Source organism: Pseudomonas sp. FME51 (assembly GCF_014897305.1).
This window is the reverse complement of record NZ_JABUYN010000006.1, coordinates 1-14,847: the sequence shown is the minus strand read 5'-3', so window position 1 is coordinate 14,847 and position 14,847 is coordinate 1. Positions and strand designations below refer to the sequence as shown.

Here is a 14,847-nt window from a genome sequence, read left to right as displayed (position 1 = left end):
GCCCGCATGGCAAATGAAGCCTATATCCGCACCAACCAAGCGCTGACCTTCGCTCGGCTGGCGCTGGCGTCCTGGGAGGCGTCCAGCGCCTCCACGGCGCTGGACGCCGTGACCATGGCCCGTTATCACCGGGAACACACCCTGTTCCACGCCTATCGCGCGACGCAGTCGCTGATCGTTGAAGTGTCCGGGCGTTATAACCTGGCGCCCTGGGATACGAGCACGGTTGAACAAATGCTGAGTGCCATCGGCGATGGCGAGTTTCTCAGTCCCGAGCTGAGCGAGCTGGCACTGCAAAGCGGCGACAGCAGCAGTTGGCTTGCGGGTATGTTACTGGCATGGCGCCAATTACATGCGCCGCCAGGCGCTGCTGTGACTGAGCCGCTCAAGGCCGGCACCCTGATTGCCAGCACAGCAGCTGCTGGTGGTGAATGGGGTTTGGCTGAGGCGCGCGTAGCGATTGAGGTGCTGTCGAAACTGCTCGACCGCTACCGGGAAAGCATGCGGGAATGGTGAGCAGCGCTCGGGCTGGAACTGTCACTGTGGTACACTGCGCCGCTTGACTGACAGGAGACAAAAATGCCTTCACCCTTTCTCGAGATCATAGAGCTTGCCGACGGTACGGTTGCCTTGCGCCGTCCGGACGAGGAGGGCAAGCCGTTGTTGACCATTGAGTTCTCCGAGGAAGCCAGGGATTTCCTGCAGGGCAACTACGTGGAAGTGGCCAAGGCGATGATCGGTGCTGGCATGCAGATGGCGGGTCAGATCATGGAAGAAGATCCGGATCTGGATTTTGACGAGCATCGCGTGTTGCACTGAGCGCCCCCTGATAGAGCCGGGCAGTCCAGCCCGGCTACCATCTCCAGGTAGATCCTGAACAGCTACTACAGGCGGCCATGTTGTGCCGGAGTGGCTTCTGCATTCCCCATGCGGATATTCAGGCTCGCGCAATGACCTGAGCGCGCGGCCATTTCCAGTCGATGAGCAATGCCAGGCGAGGTCGGTAGCCAGCTTACTACCGCATGGCTGTGGCCCAGTTGCAGAATCTCACAACACAGATCCACAACGTCCATGCCATGCGTGGGGCGAATGATGAGTATGCGCTGCGGGTCCAGTCCAGCTGCTCGCAACCACTTCTGGCTGACCGGCAATGGCGGATCAATCAGTGTCAGCCAGCCTGGCATGTTGGCCTGACTGAGGTCGCGCAGTACCGGCGCCAGCCATTGCAGGCATTGACGCGGTGCGCCATTCAGGCAGATTTCGCTGAAGCCGACGTTGTCGGGCTCGCAGTCGGGCATGGCGGCTGTTGTCAGGCTTTGCGCCTTCAGGCGCGAGGACATCAGCGCGTGATGCAATAAGTCGGGCTGTGCCGCTGAATTTCTATTTCGCGCATACTGCATGGCCTGCTCCTTCAGTGGCGTATAACACCCACGCTCAACCCTTCGATGATCAGTTCCTGTTCGCGCAGATCCACTTCGATGGGTGCGAAATCAGGGTTCTCTGCAATCAGTGATACCTTGCGTCCCTGTTTGTGGAAGCGCTTGACCGTCACTTCATCGCCAATCCGAGCGACTACCACCTGGCCATTTCTGGCTTCGCTGGTACGATGCACTGCCAACAGGTCGCCATCAAAAATGCCGATGTCCTTCATGCTCATGCCGCGTACGCGCAGCAGATAGTCGGCGCGTGGGCTGAAGAAAGAGGGGTTGATACGGCAATGATCTTCGATGTTTTCCACTGCCAGGATGGGGGCGCCAGCCGCCACCTGACCGATGATCGGCAGTGCATCTTCGGCTGCCTGCATATCGCTGTCGGCGGGCAGGCGAATACCGCGGGAGGCTCCTGGAATCATTTCAATGGCGCCTTTTCGTGCAAGTGCCTTCAGGTGATCTTCTGCCGCGTTGGGGGAACGAAAGCCCAGTTCCTTGGCGATATCAACGCGTGTAGGCGGATAACCATTGCTGCTCATGTGCGCTTTGATAAAATCCAGTACCTGCTGTTGCCGTGCCGTCAGTTTTTGCATTTCTTATAGCCTGTGTTTTTATACAGTCCCTGTGATTATATACAGTTCGGGGGGGAGGGCAAGTTCGTTTCCGTATTTGCAGCAGGGTACGGCTGTGGTGAAATGACAGAGTTGACAGTGATGTCGTTTGAAACGTATGTTTCAAACATATGACCCCAAGCGTCGGAGTAGTCAGTGGCCCAGTCTGAAACAGTTGAGCGCATCCTCGATGCTGCGGAGCAGTTATTTGCCGAGAAAGGTTTTGCCGAAACCTCGTTGCGCCTGATCACCAGCAAGGCGGGAGTCAACCTGGCTGCGGTGAACTATCATTTCGGCTCCAAGAAGTCGCTGATCCAGGCCGTGTTCACCCGCTTTCTCGATCCCTTTGTCAGCAGCCTGGAGCAGGAACTCGATCGCAATGAGCAGGCCGGCAGCCCCGAGCTGGGCCTGGAGTCGCTGCTGGACATGCTGGTGCGCCTGGTGTTGGCGGTGAAACCACGCAGCGGACATGATCTGTCCACCTTCATGCGCCTGTTGGGTCTGGCATTCAGCCAGAGCCAGGGGCATCTTCGTAAGTACCTCGGCGAGGTCTATGGCAAGGTGTTCAGGCGCTATATGGGGTTGGTGGTGCACAGCTCACCGGAGCTGCCGGTCGATGTATTGTTCTGGCGGGTTCACTTCATGCTGGGCAGCGCTGCCTTTACCTTGTCGAGCATGAAGGCGCTGAAGGCCATCGCTGAGTCCGAGCACGGCGAACGGGCTGGGACTGAAGAGGTGTTGCGCCAGATGGTGCCTTTCCTTGCCGCCGGTATGCGTGCCGGCAGCGCTCTGCCGGATGAAGCTGGAAAGCTTCCACGTAATACCCTGAAATCCGTATAGCTGGGCTTGGCCAGCCCCAGCCCGGGGGCTTACCTAAGGGCGTGTGATCCGTTATCGTGTGCCCTTTGCAGCGGAGCTGATCATGCGGCTTGACCTGATCCATATATCCCTTGAACGACAGATGCTGACCGGCTTCCATGCGGGCCGGCAATTGTGCAGCTATCCGGTGTCCACAGCGAAGAATGGCGCGGGTGAGATGAATGGTAGCGGCTGCACGCCGCGTGGACAACATCGGGTGCGGGCGCGCATTGGTGCGGAGCAGCCGCTGGGCGCGGTATTCATTGGGCGGCGGCCGACCGGTGAAGTCTGGTCGGCCGAGCTTGCTGAGGCGCAACCGCAGCGGGACTGGATACTGACTCGCATACTCTGGCTATGTGGTGAAGAATCTGGCGTCAATCGTGGCGCTGATCGTGATTCGCAGCGCCGCTATATCTACCTGCATGGCACAGGTGACGATCAGCCGATGGGTATTCCTCTGTCCCATGGCTGCATACGTCTGCGCAATTCCGACATGTTGACACTTTTTGATATGACGCCGGCAGGTTGCCCGGTAGTCATCGAATAACCTTACTCAGGAGCATTTCATTGAAGCAAGGCACATTGATGCTGGATCTGGCCGGCACCTGGCTGACCCCGGAAGATCGCCAGTTGTTGAGGCAGCCGGAAGTGGGCGGGATGATTCTGTTTGCTCGTAATACCGAGGCGCCAGCTCAGGTGCGCGAGCTGGTGCGCAGCATTCGTGCGGTACGCCCGGAGATGCTGATTGCGATCGATCAGGAAGGCGGGCGCGTGCAACGGCTGCGGCGCGATGTATTGCGCTTGCCGGCGCTTGGCCGTATCGCCGAGAGTGCCTCGGCGGACAGGGGGGAGCTGGCTGAGGCGGCCGCCTGGTTGATGGCAACCGAGATGCTCGCCTGCGGTATCGACATCAGTTTTGCGCCGGTGCTGGATCTTGATCATGGGCGCAGCCAGGTGATTGGTGATCGCTCGCTGGGCGGTGATCCGCAGGAGGTCATCCAGCTCGCTGTAGCCTATGTGCGCGGCTTACATCAAGCCGGCATGGCGGCGACCGGCAAGCATTTCCCGGGGCATGGCTGGGCAGAGGCGGATTCGCATACCGATCTGCCGGTGGACTCACGCAGCGAGGCGAGCATTCGTGAGTCTGATCTCAAACCCTTTGCGGCGCTGGCAAGCGTACTGGATGGCATCATGCCGGCGCATGTGGTCTATCCCGCGGTCGACAGTCTGCCGGCCGGTTTCTCGCATCGCTGGCTGCAGGATATCCTGCGCGCCGAGCTGGGTTTCCGGGGGGTGATCTTCAGTGATGATCTGACCATGGCGGGAGCTCATGCAGTGGGCGGTATGGCTCAACGGGTAGATGCTGCGCTGGCGTCAGGTTGCGACATGCTGCTGGTATGCAATGATCGCGCGGCTGCCGAACAGGCGTTGGTACATGCGCAGCGCAGCGGCATGCAGCCATCGGCGCGGGCGCAGGAGTTGCTTGCGCGCTGCGCGCAAGGTGTCGATTACAAGGCGCAGCCGCGTTGGCAGAAGTTGGTTGCTTCGTTGCAGAGTGCTGGCCTGTTGTGAGACTCAGGGCTTGCTGATACGAATCAGCAAGCCCATGCTCTTGTGATCCAGGTAGTAAATCTCATTGGCTCGCAGTCGGCGAGTCGACTGCAGTCGCTCGCTGATCGGCTCAGCCATGCCCTCACTGGCATGGTTGAGCCAGAAGGTGACTTTCGCGGTAAGCGGATCGCCATCCAGGCTGATCACCCCCTGCACCGGATACAGCGAGCCTCCATTCGGCGCGGCCAGGTTGCCGCCCTCATGAAGAGCAACCGTCAGGTCGCTATCCGCCGGTTGAGTCCAGGCACGATGCAATCTGATGGTGTAGCCCTTGGCCGCCAGTTTGCTCGTCTGGCTATCCAGGCTGTATCGGGTGCGGTCGATGCTGCGTACGTCGCTGCGGGTTGTTGCATCCAGCGAGACGGCCTGCCAATCCCAATCATGCTCCGGCGAGGCTCCCGGCACGATCTGCGCGCCGGGCTGGCTGAAAACCACCACTTCCACCAGATACTGCGCCTGCGCCAGTGCGCTGCAGCTCAGTAAGGTCAGGGCCGCCAGAAGGCGGAATGCATATCGAGTCGGGTTCATCGGCGTTTTCCTTTGCCTGGTTTCTCGGGCGACTGTTGCAGGCGCTCGATCAATGCTTCCACCGTATTCAGACGCAAGGCAGGTGCGGCCATGGGCGCGCTGAAACGGAATACGCTGCCGCCATCCAGGCGATAGCGTTGCGGATTGTCCTGGATCAGCCGGATCAACACCAGTGGATCCACCGTTGTGTCAGCCGCAAACTCGACGCGGCCATGCTCCGCTCCTACATCTATCTTGCTGATGCCCAGCGGGGCGCAGCGCAGTTTCAGCGCGGTGATCAGAAACAGGGTCTTGGCCTGTTCCGGCAGCAGGCCGAAGCGATCAATCATCTCAACCTGCAGATCCTTGAGGTCTTCGTCGTTCTGCGCGTTGGCAATACGCTTGTACAGCGTCAGGCGGGCATGTACGTCCGGCAAATAATCGTCCGGGATCAGCGCCGGCAGGCGCAGGTTGATATCCGGGCCGCCGTTGAGTGGGTTCTCCAGATCCGGCTCCTTGCCTTGCTGGATGGCCTTGATCGCCCGTTCGAGCATATCCATGTACATGCTGAAGCCGACCGCCTGGATCTGGCCGCTCTGGCCTTCGCCGAGCAGTTCACCGGCGCCGCGGATTTCCAGGTCGTGGGTGGCGAGGGTAAAGCCGGCTCCCAGATCCTGCGCTGCAGCGATGGCTTCGAGGCGTTTCTCCGCGTCACCGGTCAGCTTGCGGCCTGCCGGCGTCAGCAGATAGGCATAGGCCTGATGATGGCTGCGGCCGACACGGCCGCGCAGCTGATGCAGTTGCGCCAGGCCGAACTTGTCGGCCCGCTCAATGATGATGGTGTTGGCGCTGGGTACGTCGATACCGGTTTCGATGATGGTCGAGGTCACCAGGATGTTGAAGCGGCGATGATAGAAGTCGCGCATCACCTGTTCCAGTGCACGTTCGGGCATCTGTCCGTGACTGATGCCGATGCGTGCTTCGGGCACCAGTTCCGCGAGGTCGGCTGCGCACTTCTCGATGGTCTCCACCTCGTTGTGCAGGAAGTACACCTGACCGCCGCGCAGCAATTCGCGCAATATCGCTTCCTTGATCACCGCCGGTTGCTGCTGCATGACAAAAGTCTTGACCGAGAGGCGGCGCGCCGGCGGGGTGGCGATGATCGACAGGTCGCGCATGCCGGTCATGGCCATGTTCAGGGTACGCGGGATAGGCGTGGCGGTGAGGTTGAGAATATCCACCTCGCTGCGCAAGGTCTTGAGGCGCTCCTTCTGACGCACACCGAAGCGGTGTTCCTCGTCGATGATGACCAGCCCCAGATCCTTGAACTGAACATCACCCTGCAGCAGCTTGTGGGTACCTATCAAAATGTCGATCTTGCCGTCGGCCAGTTCCTGGATGGCGGCCTTGACCTCCTTGGCGGATTTGAAGCGGGAGATGACTTCGACCTTCACCGGCCAGTCGGCAAAGCGATCCTTGAAACTGTTGTAATGCTGTTGGGCGAGGAGGGTGGTGGGTACCAACACCGCCACTTGCTTGCCGCCGTGCACGGCGAGAAATGCCGCGCGCATGGCGACTTCGGTCTTGCCGAAGCCGACATCGCCACAGACCAGACGGTCCATTGGCTGCGGGCCGGTCATGTCCTTTACCACAGCGTCGATGGCAGCCTGCTGATCGGCGGTTTCCTCGAAAGGGAAGGCCTCGGCAAAGGTCTGATAATCCTGTTCCGGCTGGCTGAAGCTGAAACCCTTGCGCGCGGCGCGCCGGGCATAGACATCCAGCAGCTCGGCGGCGACGTCGCGGACCTTCTCGGCGGCCTTGCGTCTGGCTTTCTGCCATTGCTCGGAACCCAGCCGGTGCAGCGGGGCGCTGTCATCATCGGCACCGGTATAGCGAGCAATCATGTGCAGGTTGGATACCGGCACGTAGAGTGTGGCCTCCTCGGCGTATTCCAGCTTGAGGAATTCGGCCTCCTGACCCTCGATACTCAGATTGACCAGGCCGCGATAGCGGCCCACGCCATGGTCGATATGCACCACCGGCGCGCCTTCGCGCAGTTCGGTCAGGTTGCGGATGATGGTGTCGCCGAGATCAGTGGCCTTGCCGCGCCGCCGGCGCTGCATTACCCGCTGGCCGAACAGCTGACTTTCGGCAATCAGCGCGACAGCAGGGTCATTGCACAGTAGGCCTGCATCGACAGGCGCAATAATGATCCCACAGCCGATATCGCTATCGACGAACTCGCGCCAGTTGTCCACCGGCTCGGGTTTGAGCTTGATGCGTGCCAGCAGCTCCAGTAGAGCTTCCCGGCGGCCGGCGGTTTCAACAACGAATAGCGAACGCCCGGCGAAGCTCTCGAGAAAATCTTCCAGCTCACGCAGCGGCCGTTCCTGCTTGTTGTCCAGCGGCAGTTCAGGTGGCGGGCGGCAATCGAAGTTGGTGACGCCGGCGCCGGCGGGCAGCGGTGCGTCGTGGCAGATGATGCGCGGGTAGTTCTTGATCCGGGCGAAGCATTCTTCCACCGGCAGAAAAAGTTCTGCCGGGGCAAGCAGCGGCCTGGTTGGGTCTATGCTCTGTTCTTCGAAGCGGGTGCGTACGTCTGTCCAGAATTGGGAGGCCGCGTCTTCGATACCAGGCAGGCTGAACAGCAGTGTGTTGTCTGGCAGATAGTCGAACAGCGTGCCGAGTTCTTCAAAGAACAGGGGCAGGTAATATTCGATGCCGGGCGGGACCACGCCACCGCTCAGATCCTGATAAATCGGGCAGCGGCGGTGATCAATCTCGAACCGCTCGCGAAAGCGTGCGCGAAATCCGGTCAGCGCGCTCTTGTCCAACGGAAATTCACGTGCCGGCAGCAGGTGGATCTGTTCAACCTTGTCGATCGAGCGCTGGCTTTCCGGGTCAAAGGTGCGCAGGGTCTCGATTTCCTCATCGAACAGATCGATACGGAAGGGCAGGCGGCTACCCATGGGGAACAGGTCCAGCAGCGCACCGCGCACCGCATAATCACCATGTTCATAAACAGTGTCCACGCAGCGATAGCCGGCGGCATCCAGGTTCTGACGCATCTGATCGATGTCGAGTCGCTGACCGATCTTCAGCATCAACACCGAGCCACCGAGGAAGGGGCGTGGCGCAATGCGGTGCAGCAGGGTAGTCATGGGCACGACAAGAATACCGTGACCCACCTGGGGCAGACGGTACAGCGTCTGCAATCGCTGGGAAATGATGTCCTGATGCGGTGAGAACCGGTCGTAGGGTAAGGTTTCCCAGTCGGGGAAGCTGGCAACCGGCAGATCCGGAGCGAAGAACCGCAGCTCCTGCTCCAGGCGGTCGGCCATGGCGGTATCCCGGGTGATGACCAGGCTCAGCCCGGGGTGTTTGACCGCCGCCTCGGCGATGGCCAGAGCGCGCGCTGCTGCTGGGAGGTTGCCCCAGGCAGCTTTGCTGCCGAGGTTGGTGTGCAGCGGTGCAGCGAACAGAAATGATGTATCAGGCATGCTGGTGGGCTTGTCTTGTTCCGCGAAACGAACAGTTTAACCTCCCGCGCCGATCCTTGCTGGGATTGCCGGTGTTTTATGGCTGATTTGAGCGCTGCTTGTCGAACTTGCAGCGCAGTTATATCATGCCCGTTGCATGACGCCGGGCCCCTCTGGCGGTGGTTGGTCCCACCGTGATGTCGGAGTCATAAGTTTATCAAACTTTGACAGGAGGGCCCCTATGGAGCCACTGATCTCGTTTTTGACCACCCCCTTCCTCGGTACTGCTGCCTGGCAGTGGCTGCTCTTTCTCTCCATCGTGTTTGCTGTCCTGGCGTTCGACCTGGGTGTATTGCACCGGGAAGAACGTGAAATTGAAGTGCGCGAAAGCCTTCTGCTGTATGGCGGCTATTTCTGCGTCGGCCTGCTGTTCGGACTGTGGGTGTGGTTCCAGATGGGCTCGGCCAGTGCGCTGGAGTTCTATACCGGCTTTCTGATCGAGCAGTCATTGTCCATGGACAACGTATTCGTCATGGCGATGATTCTCGGCTTTTTCGGTATTCCGCGGCTATATCAGCACCGTGTATTGTTCTGGGGCATTCTCGGGGTGATTTTCCTGCGGGCGATCATGATCGGATTGGGCGCTGCGTTGGTTCAGGAATTTGAATGGATTCTTTATTTGTTCGGCGTGTTCCTGCTGTTCTCCGGTATCAAGATGTTCTTCAGCAAGGACGAGGAGTCGCATCCCGATCTGTCGCAGAATCGCATGGTCAATTTCATTCGCCGGCACTTCCGCGTTACCGATGATCTGCATGGCTCGAAGTTCTTCGTGCGTATGCCCGATAAGGCCGGCAAGGTGGTGTTGTTTGCGACACCGCTGTTTCTGGCGTTGGTACTGATTGAGCTTGCGGACCTGGTGTTTGCTGTGGACAGCGTTCCGGCGATCTTCGCCATCACTCAGGATCCGTTCATCGTCTACACCTCGAATATCTTCGCCATTCTGGGCCTGCGCTCGCTGTACTTTGCTCTGGCAGCCATGATGCATCGCTTCGTCTATCTCAAGTATGCACTGGCACTGGTACTCATCTTCATCGGTGCGAAGATCCTGGTGCACGGTCTGGATATCAAGATACATGCGGGTGTTTCCTTGGGTGTTACCTTCGGGCTGCTGGCCGGCGGCGTGTTGTTGTCGCTGTACACTACCCGTCGTAAATCGATCTGAGGGAGTGCTGTAACGGCTGTTCCGGTATAGGCTGGAACAGCCGTTATGCGTTCGGTGATTGCCTCTATCGTCCGCTCACCGCATAATATTGGCCCTTTAGCTCCCATGACCTGGAAGGAACAGCCGTGACTCAAGCCAAATACGATGAATGTCTGGAAAACTGGACTGACCGCGAAGCGACAGCCGAAGCGATGATCCCGTTGATTGGGCGTTTGTACCGTGAACACAATGTGGTCACCTCCATCTATGGCCGCGGCCTGGTTAATCGCTCCGTTATCAGTCTGCTCAAGTCTCACCGTTTCGCTCGTCAGATCGATGACAACGAGTTGTCGGTACACGACACTTTTCCGCTGATCAAGGCCCTGTTGGACCTGGATCTGGGGCCTGCGTCCATCGATCTGGCCCGCCTGGCCGGCAAGTATGCTGCTGAAGGCAATGGGGATCTCGATAGCTTCCTGCGTAAGGAGCTGGCCAGTGTCATTGGCCGCAAGGGTGAGAAGCGGCAGGGTCGTGATGTTGTGCTGTACGGCTTTGGCCGCATTGGCCGCCTGCTGGCGCGCATCATGGTTGAGAAGGCGGGCGCCGGTGATGGTCTGCGTCTGCGGGCCATCGTAGTGCGCAAAGGTGCTGAAAATGATCTGGCCAAGCGTGCGAGCTTGCTGCGTCGCGATTCGGTTCATGGTTCCTTCCAGGGCACCATCACCATCGATGAAGAGAACAACACGCTGACCGCCAATGGCAACCAGATCCAGGTGATCTATGCCGGTGATCCGAGCAGCATCGATTACACCTCCTACGGCATCAATGATGCGATTGTCGTGGACAATACCGGTGTGTGGCGCGACGAGGCAGGCCTGTCCCAGCACCTCAAGTGCCCAGGTGTTTCGCGGGTGGTGTTGACGGCACCGGGCAAGGGTGACCTGAAGAACATCGTGCACGGTATCAATCACGGTACCATCACGCCGGAAGACAAGATCGTTTCCGCTGCGTCCTGCACCACCAACGCCATTGTGCCGGTGCTCAAGGCAATCAATGACAAGTACGGCATCATCAATGGTCACGTGGAAACCGTTCACTCGTACACCAACGACCAGAACCTGATCGACAACTTCCACAAGGGCGATCGCCGGGGCCGTAGTGCCGCGCTGAATATGGTCATCACCGAAACGGGTGCAGCCAAGGCTGTGGCCAAGGCGCTGCCGGAGTTGTCCGGCAAGCTCAGCGGTAACGCCATTCGCGTACCGACGCCGAACGTGTCCATGGCTATCCTCAACCTGAATCTGGAAAAGTCGACCGATCGCGACGAGGTGAATGACTACCTGCGCCACATGGCGCTGCATTCCGAACTGCACAAGCAGATCGACTTCACCAACAGTCAGGAAGTGGTCTCCACCGACTTCGTCGGTTCGCGCCACGCCGGTGTGGTGGATGCCGAGGCGACCATCTGTAACGACAACCGGGTCATCCTGTACGTCTGGTATGACAACGAGTTCGGCTACAGCTGTCAGGTTGTGCGAATTCTGGAGGACTTGGCCAGCGTCAACCCTCCCGCTTTCCCGGCGTAATATATGGCAACGAAAAAAGGCGCTCCGGCGCCTTTTTTTATTTCACCATGACTCCAGCACCGAAATTCGCTGGACTACGCCCAAGCCCGATACAGCAAGTTTATCAATAGCTTAGGACAATTCATCATATGCCGGTGCTTTCTGAAACTTGACCCGGCTTCCGTCCGCTTGACTCCTATCAGGCTCCTGGAACCGAGTCTTTCCAAGGAGTCATCATGGCTAAGATCAAACTCACCAAGTCCGCAGTCGATGCGGCACAACCCCAGGCGCAGCCCGTCGAACTGCGCGACACCCTTGTTCCCGGCTTCCTGTGCAAGATTACCCCAACAGGTCGCAAGGTGTTCATGCTTCAGTATCGAACCAACGCCGGAGAGCGTCGCAAGCCTGCTTTGGGTTTGTACGGGGAGCTGACTGTCGAGCAGGCCCGGTCATTGGCGCAGAACTGGCTGTCCGAGGTTCGCCGAGGTGGCGATCCTGGTGCCGCTAAGGCCCAGGCGCGCAATGCACCCACGGTCAAAGAGTTATGCGTCAAGTTCATGGAGGATCACTCCAGCCAACGCAATAAGCCCAGCACACAGAAAGGCTATCAGAGCGTCATCGACCGAAACATCATCCCGCTGCTTGGTCGTATAAAAGTACAGGATGTGAAGCGACCGGACGTGGCTTCGATGATGAGGAAAATGGCGCATAAGCCAGCCGATGCAAACCGCACGTTCAGCGTGATGCGCAAGATGTTCAATTTAGCTGAGGTGTGGGGCTATCGTCCCGACGGCACTAACCCGTGCCGTCATGTGCCCATGTACCCCAACGGCAAGGCGACCCACCTCATCAGCGATGAGGAAATGGGCAAGCTGTTCCACTATCTAGACTACCTGGAAACCGAGGGTCTGGAGCATCCAGTTATCCCGTTGGCGATTCGTTTGCAGTTCGAGTTTGCCGCTCGTCGCTCCGAGATAGTGTTGCTTGAGTGGAGTTGGGTCGATCTGGAAAACCGGCGCGTGGTCTGGCCGGACAGCAAGACCGGCGGCATGTTCAAACCGATGAGCGAGGAAGCCTATCGGCTGCTATCGACAGCTCCCCGGTATGAAGGCTCAATTTATGTGCTGCCGTCACCTCGTCGCCCGATGAAGCATCTGACAACGGGTGAGTATTACAACGGTTGGAGTCGTACCCTGAAAGCCGCTGGTGTAACGCACGTTGGCACGCATGGCATCCGCCACCGCTCGGCCACCGACATTGCCAACTCGGGCATTCCGGTGAAGGTTGGTATGGCGCTGACCGCCCACAAAACCGTGGCAATGTTCATGCGCTATGTCCACACCGAGGATGCCCCGGTGCGGGAGGCCGCCGAATTGGTGGCGAAACGGCGCAAGACAATCATCGGTACACGGCCTGTCGTGGAGGAGAGGGTATGAGCAAGCGCAAGGCATCCATCTCGTTGTCCGCGGCGCCGTCGGCGCTGCTGGGCGAGATCCAGGCGCTGATTGAGGCGTCACGCCAGCGCGCCGCCTCAGCGGTCAATGCGGAACTGACCTTACTGTTCTGGCGCATCGGGCACCGCATCCATACGGAAGTGCTGGCCGGGCAGCGGGCCGGGTACGGTGAAGAAATCCTGCCGACCCTGGCCGCCCAACTTTCTCTGGACTATGGGCGTGGGTTCGGAGAGAAAAACCTGCGCCGGATGGTCAAATTCGCCGTCACTTTCCCGGATGAGCCAATTGTCGCGACACTGTCGCGACAATTGAGCTGGTCGCACTTCGTCCTGCTGCTGGCCCTCAAGGAGCCGATGCAGCGAGACTACTACGCGCAGATGGCCGGTGCCGAACGCTGGAGCGTGCGCACGCTGCGCGAGCGTATTGACTCGATGCTGTACGAGCGCACGGCACTTTCCAAGAAGCCGGAGGAGTTGATTGCCCAAGAGCTGGCGACGATGCGTGATGCACAACGTATGTCGCCAGCGCTGGTCATGCGTGATCCCTACATCCTTGATTTCTTGGGGTTACGCGACACCTGGCAGGAAGGTGATCTGGAAGCAGCAATCATCCGCGAAATGGAATCCTTTCTGTTGGAGTTGGGCGTCGGGTTCACCTTCGTCGCCCGGCAGAAGCGTATCCAGATCGACGGCGATGATTTCCATCTTGATCTACTGTTCTACAACCGTAAGCTGCGTCGGCTGGTAGCGGTGGAATTGAAGGTTGGCGAGTTCAAGGCAGCCTACAAGGGGCAGATGGAGCTTTACTTGCGCTGGCTCGACAAACACGAGCGGGAACCGGAAGAAGCCTCGCCGCTGGGCATTATTCTCTGCACGGGCAAGAAGTCTGAACAGATCGAACTGTTGGAGTTGGACAAGTCTGGCATTCACGTTGCCGAGTACCTGACCACCTTGCCGCCGCGTGCGGTGCTGGTGGAGCGATTGCAGCAGGCAACCCAGCGAGCGCAGTTGCAGATCGAACAGCGGCAACCTGACGAGAAAGCCTGATCGCAGTATCTGTGCGTCCCGACGTTCCGCCGTCGGGTTTGCGGGCTGCGCACTTGCCAAAACAGGTGTGTGATTGATTGGGTAGCGTGGGGGGCGGCTGTCCGGTCTGCGTTCTTATCACGTCGGAAGTCTGTCGCATAGCAGATCGGCCTGCTCGAAACGCCAGGTAGAGAAGATAAACACTGCCTAGAACCTTGGTCCGTATAGGCCGCCAGTACAAGGGCGGAATGCGGCCGTCGCGAGGAAATCGGTGTCGTAGACAAGCCCAATTTGGCTGGTGATCATCGAACGTGTTCCTAAAGCAGCGGCCGTTCCGCATGCGGGTGGAGGTCGCCGCGATAAACGACGTGGATCTTGTTTCCATCGGGATCGCGCAGATAGGCGCCAAAGTAGCCCTTGCCATAGTGCGGCCGCTCGTCTGGTGCCCCTTCATCCGTGCCGCCATTCGCCAGCCCGGAGGCCCAGGACGCTTTCACCGCCTCGGCAGTGGGCGCCAGGAAAGCGGCCATGCTGCCGTTGCCCACCGTCGCTGGCAACCCGTCGCGCGGCATATAGACGTAGAAGCGAGGCAGCGGCGTGACGCCGGACACCCAGCAGAGCGCCGGGGGGCCGTCGTCAGGTGTGACGACACGTTGCCTCAATCCGAGCGGGGCGAGCACCGCATCATAAAAGCGGCCCGCCCGCTCAAGGTCCTGGGTTCCGACAGTAACGTGACTGAACATTTGGCCTCCAATGCGCACATTGTCAGGGACGAGCGCATACGAAATGATTGAATTTCAGCGATGAGCATATCTGATGTTCCACCTCTGCATTATATAAATAGTGTCATGTGACACTGTTGAGAGCAGTGACATGCGCCTGCAATCCCCGTGCGTCCCGGCGTTCCGCCGTCGGGTTCGCGTGCTGCGCCCCGCGCCTCATACCGAGTCGCGGCCATCCGGCTTTGATCCCTGACGCCTTCGGCCCTTAATGGGCCTGCGCGTGCTGCGCGTGCTGCGCACTTGCCAAAACAGGAGTGTGGTTGATGGGGTGAATCGCACCGGGTTTCGTGGAGGCCTCAACTCTTGAGAGAATGAGGCATGAAG

Annotated in this window: 14 protein-coding genes; 9 read left to right on the top strand and 5 right to left on the bottom strand. The window is 59.2% G+C overall.

Annotation, left to right across the window (positions count from 1 at the left end; genetic code table 11):
- Positions 1-6: 6 nt before the first annotated feature.
- Together INT39_RS11940 and INT39_RS11935 are read left to right on the top strand one after the other, a co-directional pair.
- On the top strand, positions 7-516 hold the full coding sequence (locus INT39_RS11940; protein ID WP_193074156.1) for a DUF6586 family protein: 510 nt from the start codon (positions 7-9) through the stop codon (positions 514-516).
- Positions 517-579: 63 nt separating this feature from the next.
- On the top strand, positions 580-819 hold the full coding sequence (locus INT39_RS11935; RefSeq protein WP_193074155.1) for a hypothetical protein: 240 nt from the start codon (positions 580-582) through the stop codon (positions 817-819).
- A 65-nt stretch (positions 820-884) separates the two neighbouring features.
- Here the strand turns inward: INT39_RS11935 and INT39_RS11930 are convergent, their stop codons facing one another.
- Positions 885-1,400: a SulA-like leucine-rich domain-containing protein gene (locus INT39_RS11930; RefSeq protein ID WP_193074154.1), complete on the bottom strand. Its 516-nt coding sequence runs from the start codon at positions 1,398-1,400 to the stop codon at positions 885-887.
- Positions 1,401-1,411: 11 nt separating this feature from the next.
- Entirely contained in the window at positions 1,412-2,023 is a 612-nt protein-coding gene (gene lexA / locus INT39_RS11925; RefSeq protein WP_193074153.1) for a transcriptional repressor LexA, read from the bottom strand.
- A 174-nt stretch (positions 2,024-2,197) separates the two neighbouring features.
- Between lexA and INT39_RS11920 the strand changes: the two genes are divergently transcribed.
- From INT39_RS11920 to nagZ, 3 genes are all read left to right on the top strand, one after another.
- Positions 2,198-2,881, top strand: a complete 684-nt coding sequence (locus tag INT39_RS11920; RefSeq protein WP_193074152.1) for a TetR/AcrR family transcriptional regulator — start codon at positions 2,198-2,200, stop codon at positions 2,879-2,881.
- A 79-nt stretch (positions 2,882-2,960) separates the two neighbouring features.
- On the top strand, positions 2,961-3,446 hold the full coding sequence (locus INT39_RS11915) for a L,D-transpeptidase family protein (RefSeq protein WP_193074368.1): 486 nt from the start codon (positions 2,961-2,963) through the stop codon (positions 3,444-3,446).
- A gap of 38 nt (positions 3,447-3,484) precedes the next feature.
- Entirely contained in the window at positions 3,485-4,471 is a 987-nt protein-coding gene (nagZ, locus tag INT39_RS11910) for a beta-N-acetylhexosaminidase (protein ID WP_193074367.1), read from the top strand.
- A 3-nt stretch (positions 4,472-4,474) separates the two neighbouring features.
- Here nagZ and INT39_RS11905 read toward each other — a convergent pair whose 3' ends face one another.
- Together INT39_RS11905 and mfd are read right to left on the bottom strand one after the other, a co-directional pair.
- Positions 4,475-5,038: a CsiV family protein gene (locus tag INT39_RS11905; protein ID WP_193074151.1), complete on the bottom strand. Its 564-nt coding sequence runs from the start codon at positions 5,036-5,038 to the stop codon at positions 4,475-4,477.
- Entirely contained in the window at positions 5,035-8,517 is a 3,483-nt protein-coding gene (gene mfd, locus INT39_RS11900) for a transcription-repair coupling factor (RefSeq protein WP_193074150.1), read from the bottom strand. Before mfd ends, INT39_RS11905 begins: the two co-directional genes overlap by 4 nt.
- 220 nt (positions 8,518-8,737) lie before the next feature.
- On the opposite strand from mfd, the gene INT39_RS11895 reads away from it, so the two are divergent.
- The 4 genes from INT39_RS11895 (at position 8,738) to INT39_RS11880 (ending at position 13,762) form a co-directional block, all read left to right on the top strand.
- A complete protein-coding gene (locus tag INT39_RS11895) occupies positions 8,738-9,718 on the top strand; it encodes a TerC family protein (RefSeq protein WP_193074149.1) in 981 nt (326 codons plus the stop codon).
- Positions 9,719-9,843: 125 nt separating this feature from the next.
- Positions 9,844-11,283 (top strand): glyceraldehyde-3-phosphate dehydrogenase, encoded by a 1,440-nt coding sequence (locus tag INT39_RS11890; protein WP_193074148.1) that lies wholly within the window; start codon positions 9,844-9,846, stop codon positions 11,281-11,283.
- Between the two features lie 215 nt (positions 11,284-11,498).
- On the top strand, positions 11,499-12,698 hold the full coding sequence (locus INT39_RS11885) for a tyrosine-type recombinase/integrase (protein WP_193074147.1): 1,200 nt from the start codon (positions 11,499-11,501) through the stop codon (positions 12,696-12,698).
- The gene (locus INT39_RS11880) at positions 12,695-13,762 is read left to right on the top strand and encodes a PDDEXK nuclease domain-containing protein (RefSeq protein WP_193074146.1); all 1,068 of its coding nucleotides are present in this window, start codon (positions 12,695-12,697) and stop codon (positions 13,760-13,762) included. Before INT39_RS11885 ends, INT39_RS11880 begins: the two co-directional genes overlap by 4 nt.
- Before the next feature lie 296 nt (positions 13,763-14,058).
- Here INT39_RS11880 and INT39_RS11875 read toward each other — a convergent pair whose 3' ends face one another.
- Positions 14,059-14,484, bottom strand: a complete 426-nt coding sequence (locus INT39_RS11875) for a VOC family protein (RefSeq protein ID WP_193074145.1) — start codon at positions 14,482-14,484, stop codon at positions 14,059-14,061.
- Positions 14,485-14,847: the final 363 nt, after the last annotated feature.

Coding starts and splice junctions, on each gene's coding strand:
- INT39_RS11940 (WP_193074156.1), top strand. CDS start 7: ATGGCAAATGAAGCCTATATCCGCACCAACCAAGCGCTGACCTTCGCT.
- mfd (WP_193074150.1), bottom strand. CDS start 8,517: ATGCCTGATACATCATTTCTGTTCGCTGCACCGCTGCACACCAACCTC.
- INT39_RS11895 (WP_193074149.1), top strand. CDS start 8,738: ATGGAGCCACTGATCTCGTTTTTGACCACCCCCTTCCTCGGTACTGCT.
- INT39_RS11875 (WP_193074145.1), bottom strand. CDS start 14,484: ATGTTCAGTCACGTTACTGTCGGAACCCAGGACCTTGAGCGGGCGGGC.
- INT39_RS11905 (WP_193074151.1), bottom strand. CDS start 5,038: ATGAACCCGACTCGATATGCATTCCGCCTTCTGGCGGCCCTGACCTTA.
- lexA (WP_193074153.1), bottom strand. CDS start 2,023: ATGCAAAAACTGACGGCACGGCAACAGCAGGTACTGGATTTTATCAAA.
- nagZ (WP_193074367.1), top strand. CDS start 3,485: ATGCTGGATCTGGCCGGCACCTGGCTGACCCCGGAAGATCGCCAGTTG.
- INT39_RS11930 (WP_193074154.1), bottom strand. CDS start 1,400: ATGCAGTATGCGCGAAATAGAAATTCAGCGGCACAGCCCGACTTATTG.
- INT39_RS11935 (WP_193074155.1), top strand. CDS start 580: ATGCCTTCACCCTTTCTCGAGATCATAGAGCTTGCCGACGGTACGGTT.
- INT39_RS11885 (WP_193074147.1), top strand. CDS start 11,499: ATGGCTAAGATCAAACTCACCAAGTCCGCAGTCGATGCGGCACAACCC.
- INT39_RS11880 (WP_193074146.1), top strand. CDS start 12,695: ATGAGCAAGCGCAAGGCATCCATCTCGTTGTCCGCGGCGCCGTCGGCG.